The following is a 20,668-nucleotide window of genomic DNA, read 5'->3' as shown; positions in this document are numbered from 1 at the left end:
GTCGTTGTCTCCATCCTGGTGATTTCGAATGATGGGAGCGTACGCCGGCGCAGCCTTGGCCGGTGATATTATCAAGTCAACGTTTTTGTAGATTCGGCCATGAAAGCAGCGTACGAGCACGTCGACTTTGGTAGCCGCTGTTCGGTGCGGGTTTACCACCGGCGCTTGCCGCGCATTCCGTTCGAGTGGCATCACCACCCGGAATACGAACTCACGCTGACGATGAACAGCCAGGGCAAGCGCTATATCGGCGACTCGGTCACCGTTTATGGCGCCGACGATCTCGTCCTGGTCCCGCCGGACATGCCGCACACCTGGTCGTCCAATCGCTCGATCGACCCGGCGGACTCGCAGGTTGCCATCGTCATCTGGTTCGAAGGCGGCTGGGTTCAGCGCCTCGCCGACGTTTGCCCGGAATACGCGAACCTGCGCGACCTGCTGCGCCGCGCGGCCTGCGGACTGGTCTTCGAAGAAGGCGCCGGCGCGCAGATGCGCGGCTATCTGGACCGTCTTTTGTCTGCGGACCCGCGCGGGCGTCTGGCTGCCGTGCTGGAGATCCTCGTCTGGCTGACCGACTTGCCTGCCACCCAGCTGGCGACGCCCAGCGCGTTCGAAGGCCGCGTTGGCGCGTCGTCGGGCTACGAGCCCGAGCAGCTGAACCGGGTGCTTGCGCTGATCGAAACGCAGTTCGCGCAACCCTTGCGGCTGTCGACGCTCGCCAAAGCCGCGGGTCTCTCTGAACGCACGCTGACGAGGCATTTCGTGCAGCACACGGGCGAAAGCGTGGGGCAGTACATCGCGCGGGTGCGAATCGGCCATGCCTGCCGGCTGTTGACCGACACGCAGATGCCCATCTCGGTGATCGCCACCCGCTCGGGGTTTCCCAACGCCGCGAATTTCAACCGGCAGTTCAAGGCCACGAAAGCGTTGACGCCCGTGGCCTATCGACAGCAATTCAAGGGCGCAAAGCTCGACGACGATCATGCTGCGCCGGCCCTGACCGAACGCTCGCCTTCTCTCGAGCCTGCGCGGCGGATGGCGGGTGGCAAGCCCCGGTTGCGACGGGCCTGAGGTCCCGAACGCGCGCTTGGGCGATCGCCAACGGACCCAGGCTAACCGTAAGCCAGTCGCAATGACTCGCTATGCCGGCTCGCGTCAGCGATTTCCCTGGAGTGCTGTCATTAGCGTCTGGAATGTGGTGATATAGCGAAAAATCGCACGGTCGGACAGAAAATTCACGCTCGATAAGCAATGCCCAAACAAAGGAGACAGTCCATGAGGATGTTGCGCTCGTTGCTGGTTGGTGCGGTGGTATCGTCGGCGTTGTTAGCGGGGGCCGCGCAAGCGCAAACGGTCAAGATTGCCTTCATCGATCCGCTGTCAGGCTTGATGGCGTCGCTCGGAACGAATCAGCTGCATAGCTGGCAATACACGGCCGAATACGCCAACGAGCACAACTGGGCAAACGGCACGAAGTTCGAGGTGGTCGGATTCGACAACAAGCTCTCGCCGCAGGAGAGCCTGACCCTGCTCAACCAGGCCGCCGACCAGGGCATCCGCTATATCGTGCAGGGCAACGGCTCGTCGGTCGGCCTCGCGCTGGAGGATGCGGTCGCCAAGTACAACTCGCGCAATCCGGGCAAGGAAATCGTCTACCTGAACTACGCGGCGGTGGACCCGGCCATGACCAACGCGAAGTGCGACTATTGGCACTTCCGCTTCGACGCCAACGCCGACATGAAGATGGATGCGCTCACCACGTTCCTCGCGCGCGACAAGGACATCAAGAAGGTCTACCTCATCGATCAGGACTACTCGTTTGGCCACGACGTCTCGCGCGTGGCGCGCGAGGACCTGAAGAGCAAGCGCCCGGATATCGTGATCGTCGGCGATGATTTTCATCCGCTCGCGCGCGTGAAGGACTTCTCGCCTTACGCTACCAAGATCAAGGCGTCCGGCGCCGACACGGTGATCACGGGCAACTGGGGCAGCGACCTCGCATTGCTCGTGAAGGCGAGCAAGGACGCGGGCGTGACGGCCAACTTCTATACCTACTACGCGGGCACGACCGGCGTGCCGACCGCCATGGGCGCGTCCGGCGCCGACCACGTGAAGTACGTGGGCGTGTTCGGCCCGAACACGGCGAACAATCCGCCGGTGGTTGGGCAGATCATCGAGGGCTACAAGAAGAAGTACAACGACGACTACTACCTGGCCACGGCCTATGCCGGCATCGAAATGCTGAGCAAGGCGATCAACGCGACGAAGTCGACCGATCCCGTCAAGGTGGCCAAGGCCATGGAGGGCATGACGGTCGACGGCATGAACGGTCCGGTCGCGATGCGTGCCGCCGATCACCAGGCGCAGCAATCGCTCGTGATCGCGACATGGACCAAGGCGGACGGCAAAACGGTAAAGTACGACCAGGAGAACACCGGCTATGGCTGGCGCACCGACGTCCAGCTTGGGCCGACCGCGGCAACGCAGCCGACCACTTGCCAGATGAAGCGCCCGGGCTGAACGTGCTCTCGCTACGACACTTCACAAGGATCATCGGGCAGTGGAATTCCTGACCATCTCTCTGTTGAACGGCATCGGCTACGGGCTGCTGCTGTTCATGCTTTCCTCGGGCCTCACCTTGATCTTCAGCATGATGGGCGTGCTCAATTTCGCGCACGCCAGCTTTTACATGCTCGGGGCCTACTTCGCCTACACCATTGCCAGCAAGATCGGTTTCTGGCCCGCGCTCGTGGCGGCGCCGGTGCTCGTGGCGTGTGCCGGCGCACTCGTCGAGCGTTTCGGCTTGCGCACCGTGCACAAGTACGGGCATGTGGCGGAATTGTTGTTCACCTTCGGCCTGTCGTATCTGATCGTGGAGGGCGTCAAGCTGGTCTGGGGGCTGGCCGCGGTGCCGTACGCCATTCCACCTGAACTGAACGGGGCGCTGTTCAAGGTGTACACGTCGGAGTTTCCGAAGTATCGCGCCTTCATGATGCTCATCTCGATCGCCATGCTCGTGGCGCTGTATCTGGTACTGACGCGCACGCGCATCGGCCTCGTCATTCAGGCGTCGCTCACGCACCCGGAAATGGTCGAGGCGCTCGGGCACAACGTGCAGCGCGTGTTCATGCTCGTGTTCGGCGGCGGCGCCGCGCTGGCGGGCCTCGCCGGCGTGATCGGCGGCAACGCGTTCGTCACGTCGCCTTCGATGGCCGAGTCGGTCGGCACCATCGTATTCGTGATCGCCGTGGTGGGTGGCATGGGCTCGCTGCCGGGCGCGTTCATCGCCTCGCTGCTGATCGGCATCATGCAGACCTTCGCCGTCACGATCGATGCCTCGCTCTCCGATCTGTTCTCACTCGTCGGCGTGACGGTCACGGACAGCACGACGCTCTCGTCGCTGTTGCGCATGCCGGTCTCGCAGGTCGCGCCGATTCTGCCTTATCTGCTCATGGTGCTCATGATGATCCTGCGACCGCGCGGGTTGCTCGGCAAGCGGGAGGGCTGACCGATGAAACCGCTCATTCAGGCCAGCGCCGGTTCGGCCATGCAACGCCACGGATGGCTGCAGTCCGCGCATTCGCTGCGCTGGATCATCTGGGGCGCCACGGTGCTCATCATGCTGGTGCTGCCGCTCGTGTTTTCCAGCGGCTTTGCGATCGCATTGCTCTCGCAGATGGGCATCATGATCATCTTCGCGCTCTCGTACAACATGTTGCTCGGGCAGACCGGAATGCTCTCGTTCGGGCACGCGGTGTACTCCGGGCTCGGCGCATTCGTGGCGGCGCATGTGCTCAACCAGATCGGCGCGAACCATTTCCCGTTGCCCGTTTCGATGTTGCCGCTGGTCGGCGGACTCGGCGGCATGCTGTTCGGCGTGCTGTTCGGCTACGTGACCACGCGCAAGTCGGGCACCACCTTCGCGATGATCACGCTCGGCATCGGCGAAATGGTGGCGGCGAGTTCGCTCATGTTTCCCGGCTTTTTCGGCGGCGAAGGCGGGGTGCCGACCAATCGCACGGTTGGCCATGCGGTGCTCGGCATCACGTACGGCCCGGCGATCCAGGTGTACTACCTGATCGCGGTGTGGTGTCTCGTGTCGATGATCGCCATGTACGCATGGACGCAGACCCCGCTCGGCCGCATCGCCAACGCCGTGCGCGACAATCCCGAGCGTGCGGAATTCGTCGGGTACAACACGCAGCGCGTACGTTTTTTCGTGATGGTCCTCTCGGCGTTCTTCGCCGGCATTGCGGGCGGCCTCTCGGTGATCGACTTCGAAATCGTGACGGCGGAGAATGTCGGCGCCGCACAGTCCGGCGGCGTGCTGCTCGCGACGTTCATCGGCGGCGGGGCGTTCTTCTTCGGGCCGATCATCGGTTCCATCTTGTTCGTGCTATTCGCGGTCGCGTTGTCCAATCTCACGCCGGCATGGTTGCTGTACCTCGGCCTTTTCTTCGTGCTGGTGGTCATGTATGTGCCGGGCGGCGTGTCGAGCCTGCTGATGAAGCAGGTCCCTCTGATCGCGGCTCGCAAGCTGCATCGCATGCTGCCGTCCTATGCGGCGGCGCTGGGCGCCGGGATGATTCTGCTTGCGGCGCTCGTGCTGACGGTCGAACTCGTCTACAAGGTGCAGATCGATAGCGACAACGGCACGGCCATGGCGTTCTTCGGCCTGAACTTCGATGCGGCGTCGTGGAAGCCCTGGGCCGTCGCCGCGGTGCTGTGGGCCGTGGGCGCACAGGCGGGACGCCTCGCGGGCGCGCGGGTGCGCGACGCGTGGGATGGCGTGCAACGAGAAATCGCGGGGAGCAACGTATGACGGCCGCACTGGAATTGCGTGACGTGCGCAAGAATTTCGGGCGCACGGAGATCATTCGCGGCGTCGACCTGAGTATCGCGCAGGGCGAACGTCATGCGCTGATCGGTCCCAACGGCGCCGGCAAGTCGACCACGTTCAACCTGATTTCGGGGCGCATGGCGCCGAGTTCAGGCACGGTCAAACTCAACGGCGTCGAGATCGGCGGGCTGCCGCCGTACAAGATCAACCGCATGGGGCTCTCGCGCAGCTTTCAGGTGACGAACATTTTTCATCGCCTTTCGGTGTTCGAGAATGTGCGCTGCTCCGTGTTGTGGTCGCTCGGCTACCGGTATTCGTTCTGGCATCGGCTCGAGCAATTGCGCGACGCGCGCGAGCGCGCCGAAGAAGTGCTCGAACTGATCGGCCTGCAGGGCCGCCACGACACGCTTGCCGGACTGCTGACCTACGCCGAGCAGCGCGCCCTCGAAATCGGCATCACGATCGCGGGCGGCGCCGAAGTCATCCTGCTCGACGAACCCACGGCGGGCATGAGCCGCTCGGAGTCGGATCATGCGGTGGAGCTGATTCGCCGGGTCACCGTCGGCAAGACGCTGGTGATGGTCGAGCACGACATGAGCGTCGTCTTCGGCCTCGCCGACCGCATCTCGGTGCTCGTGTACGGCGAGGTGATCGCCACGGACACGCCACAAGCCATCCGTAACAACCGCCGGGTGAAGGAAGCCTATCTGGGCACCACGCTGGACGAACCCGCAGGTGCACATTGATGGCGACCGCGAATTCCATGCTTCAGGTGCGCGACCTGCATGCGTACTACGGCAAGAGCCATATCCTGCACGGCGTCGAGATGCAGGTGGGCGAGGGCGAGATCGTCGCCTTGCTCGGACGCAACGGCGTGGGCCGCTCGACGCTCGCCAAAGCCATCATGGGGCTCGTGCGGTGCGAGGGGCAGATTCTGCTGCGCGGCGAGGAAGTGCGCGGACTGCGCACCTTCGAGGTTGCGCACCGGGGCATCGGCTACGTGCCGGAGAACCGCGATATCTTCCCGACGCTCACCGTGCGGCAGAACCTGATGCTCGGCGAAAAGCGCATCCGTTCGCGCCAGAAGCCGCGCTGGCAGTTCGACGACATGTACCGGATGTTCCCGCGCCTGAAGGAGCGCGAGGACACGCCAGCGGGCTTGCTGTCCGGCGGCGAGCAGCAGATGCTGACGCTGTGCCGCACGCTCATGGGCGACCCCGACCTCATCATCATCGACGAGCCGACCGAAGGGCTCGCGCCCCTCGTCGTCGCGCAGGTGGGCGAGTACCTGAAGACGCTGAAGGCGCGCGGTATTTCGGTGCTGCTCGTCGAGCAGAAGCAGGCCATCGCGCTCGATATCTCGCAGCGCGTGTACGTCATGGGGCACGGCCAGATCGTGTTCGAGGGGACGCCGCAGCAGTTGAAGGCCGATGTGCGCGTTCGCCAGGAATGGCTCGAAGTGTAGGGCGCGCTTCGAGCGTTCGGTCTGCGGAAGACATTGCGCTTAGCGTGCGGGCAAGTTACCCGGTGAGTAGTTGGGCTGCTGGCCGTTGGCTCCAAAAAGATCTTCGGGTTGACCGTTCATCCGCTGCCGTATGTTGTCGTTGACGACCATGCCTGCCGGGAACGCCCGCGGTCCCACTCCGGCGGCCAGCCAGGCACGGTCCTCTACCCATTCGCGGTGTCGCGGCCCCAAGGGGTTGGACTGGACGGCAACGGGCGGATGAAGGGCGAACTTCAATCCCACGTCAGTGTGCTGCAACCTGTCGACGATCCAGACCAGCGGGCCGTCGGAGAGGCCGTGATCGGGGTAGCCGCCGCCGACATCGCAATGACCGCCGGGAAAGAGCGCTTGCGTCACGTTCGGGTTGGGATTCCACAAGGTCGGTTCGAACGGTCTGCGTTGCTCGTCGAGCGAAACCGCGTGCACGCCGAGGCCAATGTCCGGGTTCAGCGTCAGATCGCAGAACCGGAACAGATCGATGGCGGAACCCTCGTAGTAGATGGGAATGCCGAGTGAACCGACCGTATCCCAAACCGCCACGGCGGTGACTTTTGCGTTCACGAACGAGTTGGCATCCAAAGGCTTCGGGTCGGAGAAGGCGCGATGGATCGTCAAGAACTCCGTCAGGCCGTCTGCGATCTTCTGGAACGTCGTTTCGTGGCCGTGTCTCCATCGATACCACGCTGCCACTGCGGTGTCGTAACGTTTCTGATCGTCGATCGCGGCGAGATCCGGCCGAAGCAGACCCTGTCCCGCAATCAGTCCCGCAAGGGCTCGCGCGGTGTACGCGCCGCGGCTGAATCCGACGATCACGATGCCGTCGCCGGGCTCGAAATTGCGCGAAATATACGTATAGCCGCGCGCGATTCGAGCGACGACGCCGACCCCGAATGCGCCGCCAGCGACTTTATCGAGCAGTTGCTGGGAATTTCCGACGCCGTGAATGTATTTCGCGATCTGTACGGGTGTGCCGTTGGCGTCTGCAAGCGCCTTTTCCATCTCGAGGCCACCCCAGTTGCTTCCTTCGGGCAGCAGGTTTCCATCGAGCCACGCGAAAAGCTTGCATACGTTGGTCAGTCCCGGCTGGCACCCTGCCGCGGCGTCAGGCGCGGCACCGTCGCCTTTTCCTGCCGGATCTTCGGGGCCGTTCCACGTGCCGTCTGCGCAAAAGACTATCGTTTTGGACATCGCCGGCTCCTCACACGCAATTCAGTCGCTATCCACGGAACATTTGTTCGCTATCCTGATTATTGTCCGGTGCGTTAACTCAGCCGATGCGGCATGGCGTGCGATGCGCGTGCCGAACATCAGGTCTACAAATATAGCTTCTGCGTTCCGGATTGCGAGGTCAGGAATGTACGAAGGCGCACGTACGACAGGGGCGGCAGTGCTGAAGTGGGCCGCAGGGGCCCCGGCAGGTCAGCTGAACTGCTCTGAGGGGGGCTTTCGCATGGGGGAAGCAAGCTTCCGCGCTTCGGGGGAGAATGCATGTCGACGCGCCCTCGCAGACGTGCGAAAGGCGGGAGCGCGGTTTTGGCGGCGAGCTTCGAAAGGCTGAGCAGGAGGCCTGTTCGAAGTCACTAGCCGGAAACGAATGCAGACGTTAGCAGATGTTCTGAACTGACCGACAGTCGCCGTAATCGGCGGCGGCACGAGTCCCCACAGAGTGCCTGGCGGCCGCCAGCGTAGCCGGCATTATCGCAATGCCATTCGCGGTAACCGGTAATCCGTGAGGCGCCGTTGACTGATCTCTCCCCACTACGTCAGGACCTCGCCATCATGCAAGACGAATCGGAAGATGTTGTCGCTCGTCGCGACTTCATGAAGAAGGCCGTTGCGCTGGTCGGCGCAACATCCGCATTGGTCTCGCAAAGCGAGGCCGCAAATGCCCAAGGCGCCAATGCGCCGACCGCCGGGGGCCCGCAAGGGACGGGGACGGTTTATACCGGCGATGTGATCCAGGCAAAGAAGGTCATCAGCGCGCTCGACGTCGGCGACCTCGAGCGTGGCAAGACACACAAGTTCTACTTTCAGGGCGTGCAAATGCCGACGGGGCAGAACTGGTATGTGTCGGTGATCGTTGTCCACGGTGCGAAGCCGGGCAAGCGCGTCGCGCTGATCAGCGGGGTGCATGGCGATGAAATGAGCCCCGTGCATACCATCCACAGCGTGATAAGCCAGCTCGACCCCGCGCAGATGTCAGGCACCGTGCTGGCGGTGCTCGACGTATCGCGCCCCGCGCTCGAGGCCATGGAGCGCAGATGGCCCAATTCCGCACTTGGAATCGGCCTCATCGACATCAACCGCGAATGGCCGGGCAACGAGAATGGCGGCAGCGCGCCGAGCCGGCATGCGGGACTGCTGTTCAACCGGCTGTTGAGGCCGAACACCGACTACGCACTCGATTTTCATACGGCCACGACCGGCATGGATTTGACGTCCTTCAATCTGGCCAGAATGGAATTGCCGGAGGCGCGAGCCATGGCGGAGCTTTTTCCGATCAAGCAAATCTTCGACAACCCCGCCTATCCCACGCTGCTTGCCAATGCATTCATCAACGTGGGGATTCCCGCAATCACGCCCGAGATCGGTTCCGCGCGCGTTTTCGATTTCGACATGATTCCGTCGTTCGTCGAAGGCACGATGAACGTGCTCAAGCGCTACAACATCGTATCGGGTCCGATGGGGCGCACTGGGCGAGACGTCGGGACCTTCGTCGGCAACAGCGGCCACTCAGTCATGTCGACGCACGGTGGATTCGTCGAACTGCTGGTCAAAGTCAATGACAAGGTCAACGCGGGCCAGAAAGTGGCAATCCAGCGCAATACCTTTGGCGAAGTGGTCGCGGAGTATACGACCGAAGTCACGGGCGAGGTGACGGGACGACGAACCGACGCCACGGCAGAGCCCAGAATTCCGCTCGTGATGATTCTTTATCAGAGCGCGGCAAAGGAAATTCCGGAGGACTTTTCTGAATGAAATCGGGTCGGGCAGGGCGGCACGAGTTTGCCGCCCTTGTTTCGGATGATATGGACACGCTGCAACTTGAGTTTCCGTAGAAAGAAAAACTCAAGTTGTTTCACCAGTGCCGCTGCGAGCACCCCACGTCAAACAATCCCCGTCGCATAGTACACAGCGATGACGAAGAAGACGGCCAGCGTCTTGATCACCGTCACCGCAAAAATGTCCCGATACGACTCGCGGTGCGTGAGCCCCGTAACCGCGAGCAGCGTGATGACCGCGCCATTGTGCGGCAGCGTGTCCATGCCGCCGCTGGCCATGGCCACCACGCGGTGCAGCACTTCCATCGGAATATGCGCTGCCTGTGCGTTTTTGATGAAGAGATCCGACATGGCCGCGAGCGCGATGCTCATGCCGCCCGATGCCGACCCCGTGATACCCGCGAGCGCGCTCACCGAAATGGCGGCGTTCACGAGCGGATTCGGAATGCTCTTGAGCGCATCGCTCACGACGATGAATCCGGGCAGCGCCGCAATCACACCGCCGAAGCCGTATTCCGAGGCGGTATTCATCGAAGCCAGCAGCGCCCCGGCCACGGCCGCCTTCGTGCCGTTCGCGAAGCGGTCTTTCACGCGGCCGAACGCCGTGACGATCACGAGCACGATACCCGCGAGCAGCGCGCCCTGAACCGCCCAGATCGCCACGACCTGCTTGACGGTGGCCGTGACCGGCGTATGAATGCCGGGCAGCACTTCGGGCGGCACGGTCACGGTGTCGCCGTACCAGACGGGAATCCAGTGCGTGAGCAGGAAGTTCGCCACGCCCACCAGCACGAGCGGCGCGACGGCGAGCAGCGGGTTGGGCAGGTGCTCGGTTTTCACGTGTTCCGGCTCGTTCACGAGCGAGGTGCCGTAGCCTTCGCCTTTCGACATCGCGCTGCGGCGGCGCCATTCGAGGTACGAGAGGCCCACCACGATGATGAAGAGCGAACCGGTCACGCCGAGCGCAGGCGCGGCCCACGAGGTGGTCTTGAAGAACGTGGTGGGAATGATGTTCTGGATCTGCGGCGTGCCGGGCAGCGAATCCATCGTGAACGAAAAGGCGCCGAGCGCGATGGCGCCCGGCATGAGGCGCTTCGGAATATCGCTCTGGCGATAGAGTTCGGCGGCGAACGGGTAGACGGCGAACACCACTACGAAGAGCGAAACGCCGCCGTAAGTGAGCAGCGCGCAGACGGCGACGATCACGGCGTTGGCGCGCGAGCGGCCGATATAGCGGATGGCGGCGTGCACGATTGCCTCGGAAAATCCCGATAGTTCGATCACCTTGCCAAATACCGCGCCGAGCAGGAACACAGGAAAGTAGAGCTTCACGAAGCCCACCATCTTTTCCATGAAGATGCCCGAGAAGACGGGTGCAACAGCGGCGGGTTCGGTGAGGAGGACCGCGGCGAGCGCGGCGATGGGCGCGAAGAGAATCACGCTGTAGCCGCGGTACGCGGCAAGCATGAGGAACGCGAGGGCGGCGAGAACGATAACAAACGACATGGAGTCTCCTGCGGATCGATCGCGTTGCGCGATTCAGCTTGCTGCGTGTGTGATGGCTTTCGCTGCGTCCTTTCGTGCGGCGAGGCCGTGGTGCGTCGCAGCGATTGTAACGAAAGGATTTATCTCGTTATTGCGAGCGTGGCCGCTCGGTCCTATCGTTGCGCAGAAGAGCGAGCCGCAGAGGTGCCAGTCAATGAGTGCAATCGGTAATGGCGGGCCAGGTGCGTGGCGCGTGCGGGCGGTGCAGACAGCGCGGCTTGCGGCGGCGCTTGTTTGCGTGGGCGCTTTTGCGGGCATCTGGGCGGGCATTTGGGCGGGCATTTGGGCGGGCGCAGCGTTCGCACAATCGCAAGCCGGCGCTTCCGCGCCCGGCTCAAAGGCCGAGAACACGACGAACGCGCCGGATACCCAGCGCAAGAACTGGTACAACGACCCGTTCTTCGCGCTGTCGAACGCGATCAGCGCCTGTCCGCAGCCGCTCGGCCCGCTGATGACGAAAGCCGAAGCCGACGACGACGCCCACTATCGCGTGGAGCGCGGCACGACCTGCTGGCTCGCGCACAAGTGCTCGAAGCCGAACTCGTATCTCTACGATGCGGACATTGCAGCGGCGATTCGCCAGCAACTGCAAGGCGATGCCCTGTTTGCGGGCACGAGCATCTGGATCACGGTGCAGCGCCGTTTCGTCTACGCGGAGGGCTGCGCGGGCCCTGGCTTCGACAGTGCGGCGCTCGAGCGCCGGCTCGCCGCGATTCCCGACGTCGAGCAGGTCTTCGTACGCGTGAGTTCGGACCCGCAAGGCGCGCTGCCGTACAAGACGCTCTCGACCGCGCCCTGAGCGCTTGCACGCGGCGCTCGCGGCGATGCATCGCACATGGCTCGCGGCGTGGCACAATCGCAACGTCGAAAAACTAGAAGCCCGTTGGGGTGCTCCAAATGACTCGTCCTGGTTCGTCGTTGTTCCGTTTGCACAGATTGCCGTTCGCGGCGTGTGCGTTGACCTTGATCGCAGGGCTGGCTGCGTGCAGCAGCGGGCCGCCGCTGTTCCTGTCGGACGGCCGTCCGACGATCCAGGTGCAATGCCCGGCCTCGGGCGATCGCGATTCCTGCGCGCAGCAGGCGCGTGCCCGTTGCGCCGGCGCAGGCTACGACACCGTCGCGACCTCGACCGACAACGGCAACTACACGCTCGTGTTCGCCTGCCGCAAGGCCCAATAAGCCTCTCGCGCGCCGCTCAGCCCTCGGCGGCGGCGCTCGGTCCGCGCGCCGGCAGGTTCAGCAAAAGGCGCAGCAGGTCGGGCTGGCGGCGCGTCGCCGTCTTCTGAAAGATCGATTGCAATTGTTTGCGCACGGTGTCGTGCTTCACGCCGACGTGCGCGGCGATTTCCTTTTGCGTGAGACCTTCCGCAAGCAGCAGCGCAATACGGCATTCGGCCGGCGAGAGATCGAAGGCCGTCGCGAGTACCCGCTCGTCGACCAGCGGCGCGGAGCGCGGGTGATAGAAGGTCAGCGCCGCGAAAGCGCGCAATTCCGCGGCCGAGGCGTCGTCGGCCGTCACCACGTTGTAGAACGCGTAGAGCACCTCCTGCTGGCTCGCCGAGGCCTGCGCGCGGCCCCGCCCATCATGGGTTTGGCCGTGCGGGTCCGTTGCGGCCGCAGCATCGGGCGCATCCGGCGCGAGCGTGCCGTCGGCGGCCCCTACGATACGCAACGCGCGAAAGCGCGCCGCCGCAGCCCGCGCGCCGCTCATGCGGTTGCGCAGGCGCGCCTCGCTCACGGCGATGTCCTCGAGCAGGCGCGCGTGATAGGGCGCCGCGAGCGTGATGCGCCGACCGCGCACCCGCACGAGCGAGGTCGCCTTCAGGAGCCGCTGTGCGGCCTCGTTGCTATGGAGCACCTCGCCCAGCGCGCTCACGAGCATGGCTGGCGGACGTGAGCGGTTTGCAAGCGTGTCGGCGTTCAAGGCAAAGCGGCGCAGGTACAGGCGCACCGCGCGCACGAGGTGCGGCGTGAGCCGCTCGAGCAGCTCGCGGTGCTCGCCCGGGAGCGGCCCGGCCTGGGCGTCCACGCGGCACGCGAGCATAACGGCGAGCCCGTTCTGTTCGATCAGCTTGCACAGCGCCGCGTAGCGATGGCCTGCCTCGAGCGGGCAGAGCTCGAACCCGGCTGCGCAGTCGCCGTCCGCGCAGTCGAGCTCGATGCCGCAATGCAGCCACTTGCCCGGCGGGTAAGCGCGCAGCCATGCCAGGCGCACATCGTCGCGGTACAGCGGCCGGATGCGCTCCAGCGGTTCCGCGGCGGTGAGTGCGAAACCGTCGCTCCAGGAAAATAGATCGCGCTGCCGGTCAAAGGCATACAGATGAACTGACGCCACTCCAGTCGCTTCGCGCAATTGCGCGCAAAAATCCTTCCAGGCGCAAGGATTATCGAGGGTGTCGTAAATAAGGTGCAGCAGGCGATCGTATTGTGATTCGTTTGTTTTCACGCCATTCTCGTTGTTCGTATTGTGAAAGACTGATGGCAGCAAAATGCGCTCCGCATAGCGTTCCACAATTGAGGAATATACAGGCGCAATAGCCCCCGTTAATCTGCCTTTCGATATGGATGCGGATACAACCGCGAGCGTGGACGAGCGGCCTCTGGAATTCCGTGCGGTATCCAACGGATAGCCGGTCGCGCTGGCTTTATTCTGGTCTGACAGTACGAACAAAAGCAGTCAATCCGCTGCGGCGTGCATTTAGCACAGTCAGCCGGCGCGATTACCAAACCGACCGATTATCCGCGGCGTGCGGAAAAGCGGCGATGCGACGAAAGTGAGTGCGCGCTATTTGTGCGCGCTCGATAAAACTTGTCATTACCGGGGGCAGCGATGAATCATCACCAACTCGAAAAGGACATTGAGCATCTCGAACATATCATCGGGCGGCTCTCGGGGCGCGACCGTATTCCGCTCTCTTATTGGCGCGGCCGGCTCGAGTCGGTTTCCGGCGAGAACCTCGTGCCTTCGCAGGTGCAGCGCGTGAAGCGGCTCAACGAAGCGCTGCGCGCGCTCGAAAGCCGTCTGTCGCACGAATCGCTTGGGCAACGCGAACGGTAACGCCAACGTTTGCGATAGCGTTGTAAAAATGCGCGCCTGCATCGTCGCACGGGCTCCAAACCGGTCACAATGGCACTCTCTTGACCGAACTGGAGATGCGTTTTCATGCCGAGCTACAAGCAACTGACCGCCCAGCTGGAGAAGCTTCACAAGGAAGTGGCTGCGGCGCGTGAAAAGGAAATTGACCAGGCGATCGCCGAGATCAAGGAAAAAATCGCGGAGTACGACATCACCGCGGAAGAACTGGGCTTCACGAGCCGACGTGCAGGCCCCGCGCGCAAGAAGGCGCTGCCGGCCCGCTACATGAACCCGAAAACCGGCGATACCTGGAGCGGCCGTGGCCGCGCGCCGGGCTGGCTGGCGGGCAAGAACCGCGAACGCTTCCTCATCAAGGAATAACGGGCCAATTCCTGCCAGGCCGTTGCACCAGGGGATGCGCAGCACCCGCCGTGACGGCCGCACCGTATCGAGTCCCGAAAAAGCTCACCTCAGGTCCCGCGCGGCGCGCAGCGGCATGCCGCAACGAGCGGGACCAGGACGCTCACGCAGCGCTTGCATGTCTGTGGCGAAAGGAAATTCTCGTGAAAACGGGGGCGTCGCGCGAGCGCGGCGGGTGCACGAAGCTGTCGACGGTGCGCTCGCATCGAGGTCCTGTAAAAGCTCACCTTTGCCAACGCGGCGCGAACCAGCGCGTCTAACCCGTTCGAACCCCATCAAACCTTTAGTCGGCGGGGCGAATGCCGTGTATCATTCGGTCCCGGCGCCTTTTCGCTTTTTTGCGCGGGCATCCGCGGGACATTCCCGATCGCTCGTGCTATTTGCCGTGCGTCGCAGGCAGCGCACTGCTCGCCGCACGCGCCGTAAGCGTTGCTTGAAAACGCGCCCGCAAGCGCCGCCGCGCTCGCCGCAACCCCCGCCGCGCGGCCCGGTTGCCCGAATTCATCTGTGATACCCGCCCTATCCATGTCAGTAGCCGAACTCAGACGCCGCCGCACGTTCGCGGTCATTTCTCACCCGGACGCGGGCAAGACCACGCTCACCGAAAAGCTGCTGCTGTTTTCGGGCGCGATCCAGATCGCGGGCACCGTGAAGGGCAAGAAGAGCGGCCGCTTCGCGACCTCCGACTGGATGGAGATCGAAAAGCAGCGTGGCATCTCGGTCGCCAGTTCGGTCATGCAGTTCGAGTACGGCGACGCGGTCATCAATCTGCTCGACACGCCGGGCCACGAGGACTTCTCGGAAGACACGTACCGCGTGCTCACGGCGGTCGACGCCGCCGTGATGGTGATCGACGGCGCGAACGGCGTGGAAGCGCAAACGCTCAAGCTGCTCGAAGTCTGCCGCAGCCGCAAGACGCCCATTCTCACGTTCATCAACAAGCTCGACCGCGAAGTGCGCGAGCCGCTCGACCTGCTCGACGAAATCGAGCAGCACCTGGGCGTGGCCGCCGTGCCGTTCACCTGGCCCATCGGCATGGGCAAGGAGTTCCAGGGCGTGTACGACATCCAGCGCGACCAGGTACGCGTGTTCCGCGCGGGTCAGGAGTCGCTGGGCGGCGCGGTGGAAACGCTGCAGCACATCAGCGACGCCGATGGCGAAGCGCGCTTCGGCTATCACTGGAAGCGCACCAAGGAAGAAGTCGAGCTGATCACGGGCGCGACGCCCACCTTCGATCGCGACGCCTTCCTCGCGGGCGAGCAGTCGCCGGTGCTGTTCGGCTCGGCGATCAACAACTTCGGCGTGAAGGAAATTCTCGACGCGCTGGTCGATCTCGCGCCGCCGCCGTCGCCGCGGATGGCCGTGCAGCGACCGGTCTCGCCAGAAGAGCCGAAGTTCACGGGCGTCGTGTTCAAGGTGCAGGCCAACATGGACCTCGCGCACCGCGACCGCGTGGCGTTCATCCGCGTGTGTTCGGGCCATTTCGAGCGCGGCATGCAGCTGAAGGTCACGCGCAACAACAAGACCTTCCGCGCGAACAACGTGGTGAGCTTCCTGTCGCAGCGCCGCGAGACTGTCGCCGAGGCATACCCTGGCGACATCATCGGTATTCCTAACCACGGCACGCTGAGCCTCGGCGACACGCTCACCGAAGGCGAAGACCTGCAATTCACGGGTCTGCCGTTCTTCGCGCCGGAAATCTTCCAGACCATCGAAGTGGTCGATCCGATGCGCGCGAAGCAACTGGGCGAAGCGCTCAAGCAGCTTGGCGAAGAGGGCGCGATCCAGGTGTTCCGCCCGATCCACGGCGGCGCGACGATCCTGGGCGCGGTCGGCCAGCTGCAGTTCGAAGTGGTGTCGCACCGCCTCGCGGCCGAGTACAAGGTTGCCGTGCGCCTGATGCCCGCGCGCTATCGCCTCTCGCGCTGGGTGACCTGCGACGATCCCGCCGAGCTGCGCCGCTTCACCGATTCGTACGAGGCCCGCATGGCCTACGACGCGTCGAACGCGCCGACCTATCTCGCCTCGCACGTCTCCGAAATCGAGGTCGCGCAAAAGGCGTGGCCGAAGATCGTGTTCAACGAGCTGCGCGAGCATTCGGGCGCGCCGTTCCGCAAGTCGATGTAACACACACGGCGCGCTCGCGCCGCGTTCACAAACCAGGCAAAGTCCTTCTCGCGCATCGTGGTGCCACACGCCCAGGGCGGCGTGCGGCGCCATGCCGCCGCATCTGCGCTCATAGGCGCCGGGCGAAATACGCGCAGCGCCTGCGCGCTTGCCCTATCCTCTTCTCGTAACGGTAAAAGACGACAAACCGGCGTTCGCCTCTATGGCAAGCGCCTGTCCGACCGACGAGGAGTGCCTGTGACCGTACGCAATCTCGATGCAGTGTTCCAGCCGAAATCCGTGGCCGTGATCGGCGCTTCGCAGCGCCCCGGCAGCATCGGCAGCATGGTATGGCGGCGGCTGATCGAAGGCGGCTTCACGAGCCCGCTGTGGGCCGTCAATCCGCGCCATGCGGGCGACTTCGAAGCCTTCGACGGCCGGCCCGTGCTCGCCGACGCAAGCGACCTGCCCGAGGCGCCCGGCGTCGCGATCATCTGCACGCGGCCCGCCACGTGGCCCGCGCTCGTGCATCGCTTGGGCGGCATGGGCACGCGCGCGGCGATCATCGTCGGCGAGGCGAGCGACGAGGCCGATCAGGCCGACCTGCGCCACGCACTGGCGGCGGCGCGCCCGCATCTGCTGCGCATCGTCGGCCCCGGCAGTCTCGGCGCGCTCACGCCCGCGCTCAACGCGCAGCTGGGCGCGGCAGCGTCGATTGCGCGCAAGGGCGGCGTGGCCTGGGTGTCGCAGTCCAACGCGCTCACCAACGCGGTGCTGCGCTGGGCCGCGCCGCGCGGCCTGGGCTTTTCGCACGTGATCGCGCTCGGCGACGAAGCCGACGTCGACGTGGGCGACGTGCTCGACTACCTCGCGAGCGACCCGAGCACGCGCGCGATCCTGCTCGAAGTGGACACGATCCGCGCGGCGCGCAAGTTCATGTCGGCGGCGCGCGCGGCGGCGCGCAACAAGCCTGTGCTCGCGCTGAGAAGCGGCCGCGACGACAAGGGCGATGCGCTCTACACGGCGGCGTTCCGGCGCGCGGGTCTCGTGCGCGTCGACACGCTCGACGACCTGCTCGACGAAATCGAAACGCTCGGCGTGGGCCGCGTGGCCGCGAGCGACACAGCCACGCTCATCACGAGCGACCGCGGCGTGGCGACACTTGCGCGCGACGCCTTCATGAAAGCCGGCGACACGCTCGCCCGCTGGAACGACGAAGCGCTGGCGGCCGTCCAGGCCGCGCTGCCGCACGCGCAGGCCGGCAATCCGCTCGTGCTCGGCGACACCGCGAAGCCCGAGCACTTCGGCCTCGCGCTGCAAACGCTCGCCACGCACCGCTCGAGCGGCACGGCGTTCGTCGTGCACGCGCCCACCCACAGCGCGCCGGTGGACGCGGTGGCGCGCACGCTGATCGAGCAACAGCGTTTCGCGTATCGCGGCATGCTCGCGTGCTTCTTCGGCGGGGTGGACGAAACCACGCGCGACGAACTGCACGCGCACGGCATTCCGGTACACACCACGCCGCGGCGCCTGGCGCGCGCGTTCGCCCGTCTCGTCGATTACCGGCTGGGCCGCGAGCTCTTGATGCAGACGCCGGAGACGATGCCCGCGCAGGGCCCGGCTGCGATCGAGGCCGCGCAGGGCAAAGCGCGCGCGGCGCTGGCGGCCGGGCGCACGGAACTGAAAGGGGAGGAGGCGGGCAGACTGCTGGCCTTGTTCGGGCTTGTCACGCAGGCGCAGGACGAACCGGGTGTGAAGCCCGTGGTGGATGTGTCGGTCGAGTTTCGCGACGACGACAACTTCGGCCCGGTGTTCCGTTTCGCCGCGCCTTCGCCGGACGACTTTTCGCCGCCGCTGCGCGTGTACAGCCTGCCGCCACTGAACCCCGTGCTCTCGCGCGACATCGTCGCGCACTCGCCCTATGCGCGCTACGCGGCGCCCGAGCCGACGCTGGCCGCGCTCACCGAGCTATCGCAGTTCGTGTGCGAGGTGCGGGAAATCGTGGGCTTGCGTCTGACGCTGCGTGTGCTGCCCGAGGCGGTCGTGGTCGTCGCGCCCTGCCTGCAGCTCGCGGAAAAGCGCAGCCGCTTCGCGATCATGCCGTATCCGCGGCGTCTGGAAGAAACCATCGACTGGCACGGCGAGCGCCTCACGATCCGCCCGATCCGTCCCGAAGACGAGGAGATGCACCGCACGTTCGTCGAGTCGATGACACCCGACGACTTGCGCCTGCGCTTCTTCTCGGCGGTGCGCAGCTTCGATCACACGCAACTCGCACGCATGACGCAAATCGACTACGACCGCGAGATGGCGCTGATTGCGGTGGTGCATGGCGAGGACGGCCAGCCGCGCACGCTGGGCGTGGTGCGCGCCGTGGCCGATCCGGACAACGAGACCGCCGAGTTCGCGGTCGCGATTCTGTCGAATCTCAAGCGCGGGGGCCTTGGCCGCTTGCTGATGTCGCGCATCATCGAGTACGTGCGCTCGCGCGGCACGCACTGGCTGCTCGGCGAGGCGCTGCGCGAGAACGCGCCGATGATCGGCCTCGCGCGCGCCTGCGGCTTCACCGTCACGCCCACGGAAGACCCGGGCGTGGTCGGCTTTCGCATGCCGCTCGACTGAGCCGGCGCACCTCGCTGCTTAGGCGGCCAGCTTCGCGAGCGCGTCGTCGATCTGGCCGCGCGTGAGTGCGAGCTCTTCGAGCCAGGCCTCGCCGTACTGCGCGCCGGTTTCCTTCTCCAGCCGCGCGATGGTCGCAGCGCAGCGCGCGGCGTCCTTGGGCGTGGCGATGAACGCCTTCACCGACTGGCCGCCCTGGAACGCCTCGAACAGCGGCATGCGGATTTCGTCGGGCAGCGCGCGCGTGGTCCACTGATGCGTCTTGCCGTTGAAGGTGAGCGACGGCGGCAGCACGCGCTCCTTGCGCGTGGCCGGAATCAGGCCGAAATTGCGCGCGGCTTCGGCGATCTGCTCGGCCGTGAACAGCTCCTCGGGAGCGATCTCGAATTGCGCGATCGCGGTTTCGACGGTCTTCATCGCGTCGGCGCGGTCGTCGCGCTTTTTCTGCGCGCGCGCGACGATATCGCGCAACTCGTCGGCTTCGTCAGCCGAGATCGTGAAGCTCGCCTGTTTCTGCTGAAGCTCGGAAAAGCGCTGGAATTCTTGATCGGTCAGGAGTTTCGCCATGGGTTTCGAATGCGCGTGAGCCGCTTGCCCGCCGGTTTGCGGCAGCGCGTGCGGCGCACAGGTTTTTTTGAGAGGGCCGCCATTCTAACCGTTTTGCGTGGTCGGCTTGAGTCCACCGGGCGTCAGGCTGCGCCGTCCTCGCGAAACATCGACAAGGTCTGCACGGTCGCGCTCAGCATTTGCGTCGCCTCGTCGAGCGAGGGCGCGACATAGTCGTCGATGCGCTTGAGGAACGGGCAGGTGAGCGCCGCGATCGCCTGACCCGAAGGCCCGAGCACCGGAAACGTCACGTCGGTCACGCCGAAAATCTGCTGACTGTCCTTGCGCGAGAAGCCCGCCTCGCGCACCTGCTTGCACGCGGCTTCGAGCGCCGCGTGATCGATCGCCACCTCGCCCTTCACCTTCGTATGCTCCGCGAGCATGTGCGCGCGCTGCTCCGGCGTTTGCCAGGCGAGCAGCGTGCGGCCCGAACTCGTGTCGACGAGACCCACGCGCGAACCCAGCCGCACCGCGATGCCCCATGTGCCCGGCCCGTCCACCTGGGCGATCACGAGCAGGTTGCCGCGGTCGTAGACGGTGAGATGGCACGACTGTTCGGCTTCGTCGGCGAAGCGCTGCATGAGCGGCAGCGCTTCCGAGATCAGGCGCTCCATGGGCGGGTGACGATGCGCGAGCGCGAAGAGTTTCAGGCTCAGCGCATAGCGGTCGCCGCCTTCCGAACGGATAACGTATTGCCGCGCGACGAGCCGCTCCAGCATGCGGTAGATCTCGCTCGCGTTGCGTCCCAGCGCCTTCGTGATCTCGGCGCGCGTGAGGCCGGCGCGCTGTTCCGCAAGCAGTTCGAGGATGTCGAGCCCCTTGTCCAGCGCGGGCGCGCGATAGCGATCGGCGTCGTCTTTCTCGTCGGCTTCCTCGGGCACGTTGTCCATCTGACTCTTCTTCGTGTTCTTTTCCATTCGATCGTCCCCAGGGAAATCACGGACCCATGC

Annotated in this window: 18 protein-coding genes; 13 read left to right on the top strand and 5 right to left on the bottom strand. The window is 64.7% G+C overall.

The genetic code is table 11. From position 1 onward, the window contains the following. The first annotated feature begins 99 nt into the window (after positions 1-99). The 6 genes from AB3X99_RS07130 (at position 100) to AB3X99_RS07105 (ending at position 6,305) form a co-directional block, all read left to right on the top strand. Positions 100-1,071 carry a helix-turn-helix domain-containing protein gene (locus AB3X99_RS07130; protein WP_368616516.1) on the top strand — a complete coding sequence of 324 codons (972 nt, stop codon included), beginning with the start codon at positions 100-102 and terminating at the stop codon, positions 1,069-1,071. Positions 1,072-1,275: 204 nt separating this feature from the next. Further along, positions 1,276-2,520, top strand: a complete 1,245-nt coding sequence (locus AB3X99_RS07125) for a branched-chain amino acid ABC transporter substrate-binding protein (protein ID WP_342946916.1) — start codon at positions 1,276-1,278, stop codon at positions 2,518-2,520. A gap of 40 nt (positions 2,521-2,560) precedes the next feature. Further along, positions 2,561-3,508 carry a branched-chain amino acid ABC transporter permease gene (locus AB3X99_RS07120; RefSeq protein ID WP_368616515.1) on the top strand — a complete coding sequence of 316 codons (948 nt, stop codon included), beginning with the start codon at positions 2,561-2,563 and terminating at the stop codon, positions 3,506-3,508. Positions 3,509-3,547: 39 nt separating this feature from the next. Next, entirely contained in the window at positions 3,548-4,822 is a 1,275-nt protein-coding gene (locus AB3X99_RS07115) for a branched-chain amino acid ABC transporter permease (protein ID WP_069261851.1), read from the top strand. Continuing rightward, entirely contained in the window at positions 4,819-5,586 is a 768-nt protein-coding gene (locus tag AB3X99_RS07110; RefSeq protein ID WP_368616514.1) for an ABC transporter ATP-binding protein, read from the top strand. Before AB3X99_RS07115 ends, AB3X99_RS07110 begins: the two co-directional genes overlap by 4 nt. Continuing rightward, positions 5,586-6,305, top strand: coding sequence for an ABC transporter ATP-binding protein (locus tag AB3X99_RS07105; RefSeq protein ID WP_069261455.1), 720 nt, complete (start codon positions 5,586-5,588; stop codon positions 6,303-6,305). Before AB3X99_RS07110 ends, AB3X99_RS07105 begins: the two co-directional genes overlap by 1 nt. A 39-nt stretch (positions 6,306-6,344) precedes the next feature. On the opposite strand, the gene AB3X99_RS07100 is transcribed toward AB3X99_RS07105, so the two are convergent. Then, the gene (locus tag AB3X99_RS07100; protein ID WP_368616513.1) at positions 6,345-7,532 is read right to left on the bottom strand and encodes a DUF2235 domain-containing protein; all 1,188 of its coding nucleotides are present in this window, start codon (positions 7,530-7,532) and stop codon (positions 6,345-6,347) included. A gap of 591 nt (positions 7,533-8,123) precedes the next feature. Between AB3X99_RS07100 and AB3X99_RS07095 the strand changes: the two genes are divergently transcribed. Continuing rightward, a complete protein-coding gene (locus AB3X99_RS07095; RefSeq protein WP_069261453.1) occupies positions 8,124-9,323 on the top strand; it encodes a succinylglutamate desuccinylase/aspartoacylase family protein in 1,200 nt (399 codons plus the stop codon). A gap of 128 nt (positions 9,324-9,451) precedes the next feature. Here AB3X99_RS07095 and AB3X99_RS07090 read toward each other — a convergent pair whose 3' ends face one another. After that, on the bottom strand, positions 9,452-10,852 hold the full coding sequence (locus AB3X99_RS07090; protein WP_368616512.1) for a GntP family permease: 1,401 nt from the start codon (positions 10,850-10,852) through the stop codon (positions 9,452-9,454). A 193-nt stretch (positions 10,853-11,045) separates the two neighbouring features. On the opposite strand from AB3X99_RS07090, the gene AB3X99_RS07085 reads away from it, so the two are divergent. Beyond that, positions 11,046-11,690, top strand: a complete 645-nt coding sequence (locus tag AB3X99_RS07085; protein WP_368616511.1) for a BON domain-containing protein — start codon at positions 11,046-11,048, stop codon at positions 11,688-11,690. 158 nt (positions 11,691-11,848) lie between these two features. Then, a complete protein-coding gene (locus tag AB3X99_RS07080; protein WP_368604959.1) occupies positions 11,849-12,070 on the top strand; it encodes a hypothetical protein in 222 nt (73 codons plus the stop codon). Between the two features lie 16 nt (positions 12,071-12,086). Here the strand turns inward: AB3X99_RS07080 and AB3X99_RS07075 are convergent, their stop codons facing one another. After that, positions 12,087-13,337, bottom strand: a complete 1,251-nt coding sequence (locus AB3X99_RS07075; RefSeq protein ID WP_368616510.1) for a helix-turn-helix transcriptional regulator — start codon at positions 13,335-13,337, stop codon at positions 12,087-12,089. Between the two features lie 384 nt (positions 13,338-13,721). Between AB3X99_RS07075 and AB3X99_RS07070 the strand changes: the two genes are divergently transcribed. The 4 genes from AB3X99_RS07070 (at position 13,722) to AB3X99_RS07055 (ending at position 19,115) form a co-directional block, all read left to right on the top strand. Continuing rightward, positions 13,722-13,949 (top strand): hypothetical protein, encoded by a 228-nt coding sequence (locus tag AB3X99_RS07070; RefSeq protein WP_069261448.1) that lies wholly within the window; start codon positions 13,722-13,724, stop codon positions 13,947-13,949. 105 nt (positions 13,950-14,054) lie between these two features. Then, a complete protein-coding gene (locus AB3X99_RS07065; protein ID WP_368616509.1) occupies positions 14,055-14,348 on the top strand; it encodes an H-NS family nucleoid-associated regulatory protein in 294 nt (97 codons plus the stop codon). A 564-nt stretch (positions 14,349-14,912) separates the two neighbouring features. Then, positions 14,913-16,514, top strand: a complete 1,602-nt coding sequence (locus AB3X99_RS07060) for a peptide chain release factor 3 (protein WP_069261446.1) — start codon at positions 14,913-14,915, stop codon at positions 16,512-16,514. Positions 16,515-16,751: 237 nt separating this feature from the next. Further along, positions 16,752-19,115, top strand: coding sequence for a GNAT family N-acetyltransferase (locus tag AB3X99_RS07055; protein WP_368616508.1), 2,364 nt, complete (start codon positions 16,752-16,754; stop codon positions 19,113-19,115). 18 nt (positions 19,116-19,133) lie between these two features. On the opposite strand, the gene AB3X99_RS07050 is transcribed toward AB3X99_RS07055, so the two are convergent. Both AB3X99_RS07050 and AB3X99_RS07045 read right to left on the bottom strand, forming a co-directional pair. Next, a complete protein-coding gene (locus AB3X99_RS07050; protein WP_069261444.1) occupies positions 19,134-19,679 on the bottom strand; it encodes a hypothetical protein in 546 nt (181 codons plus the stop codon). 122 nt (positions 19,680-19,801) lie between these two features. After that, positions 19,802-20,635: an IclR family transcriptional regulator gene (locus AB3X99_RS07045; RefSeq protein ID WP_368616507.1), complete on the bottom strand. Its 834-nt coding sequence runs from the start codon at positions 20,633-20,635 to the stop codon at positions 19,802-19,804. Between the last annotated feature and the right edge of the window lie 33 nt (positions 20,636-20,668).

The sequence above is a fragment of the Paraburkholderia sp. BR10882 genome (genome assembly GCF_040948855.1).
In the GTDB taxonomy this organism is placed as follows: domain Bacteria; phylum Pseudomonadota; class Gammaproteobacteria; order Burkholderiales; family Burkholderiaceae; genus Paraburkholderia; species Paraburkholderia nodosa_A.
The sequence above is the reverse complement of the archived record's forward strand: the minus strand, read 5'-3'. Positions and strand labels throughout refer to the sequence as shown.

What these genes read in the sequence shown, in the direction of transcription:
- AB3X99_RS07060 (WP_069261446.1), top strand. Translation starts at nt 14,913, where the DNA reads ATGTCAGTAGCCGAACTCAGACGCCGCCGCACGTTCGCGGTCATTTCT.
- AB3X99_RS07125 (WP_342946916.1), top strand. Translation starts at nt 1,276, where the DNA reads ATGAGGATGTTGCGCTCGTTGCTGGTTGGTGCGGTGGTATCGTCGGCG.
- AB3X99_RS07085 (WP_368616511.1), top strand. Translation starts at nt 11,046, where the DNA reads ATGAGTGCAATCGGTAATGGCGGGCCAGGTGCGTGGCGCGTGCGGGCG.
- AB3X99_RS07100 (WP_368616513.1), bottom strand. Translation starts at nt 7,532, where the DNA reads ATGTCCAAAACGATAGTCTTTTGCGCAGACGGCACGTGGAACGGCCCC.
- AB3X99_RS07090 (WP_368616512.1), bottom strand. Translation starts at nt 10,852, where the DNA reads ATGTCGTTTGTTATCGTTCTCGCCGCCCTCGCGTTCCTCATGCTTGCC.
- AB3X99_RS07105 (WP_069261455.1), top strand. Translation starts at nt 5,586, where the DNA reads ATGGCGACCGCGAATTCCATGCTTCAGGTGCGCGACCTGCATGCGTAC.
- AB3X99_RS07110 (WP_368616514.1), top strand. Translation starts at nt 4,819, where the DNA reads ATGACGGCCGCACTGGAATTGCGTGACGTGCGCAAGAATTTCGGGCGC.
- AB3X99_RS07045 (WP_368616507.1), bottom strand. Translation starts at nt 20,635, where the DNA reads ATGGAAAAGAACACGAAGAAGAGTCAGATGGACAACGTGCCCGAGGAA.
- AB3X99_RS07070 (WP_069261448.1), top strand. Translation starts at nt 13,722, where the DNA reads ATGAATCATCACCAACTCGAAAAGGACATTGAGCATCTCGAACATATC.
- AB3X99_RS07130 (WP_368616516.1), top strand. Translation starts at nt 100, where the DNA reads ATGAAAGCAGCGTACGAGCACGTCGACTTTGGTAGCCGCTGTTCGGTG.
- AB3X99_RS07065 (WP_368616509.1), top strand. Translation starts at nt 14,055, where the DNA reads ATGCCGAGCTACAAGCAACTGACCGCCCAGCTGGAGAAGCTTCACAAG.
- AB3X99_RS07115 (WP_069261851.1), top strand. Translation starts at nt 3,548, where the DNA reads ATGCAACGCCACGGATGGCTGCAGTCCGCGCATTCGCTGCGCTGGATC.
- AB3X99_RS07095 (WP_069261453.1), top strand. Translation starts at nt 8,124, where the DNA reads ATGCAAGACGAATCGGAAGATGTTGTCGCTCGTCGCGACTTCATGAAG.
- AB3X99_RS07050 (WP_069261444.1), bottom strand. Translation starts at nt 19,679, where the DNA reads ATGGCGAAACTCCTGACCGATCAAGAATTCCAGCGCTTTTCCGAGCTT.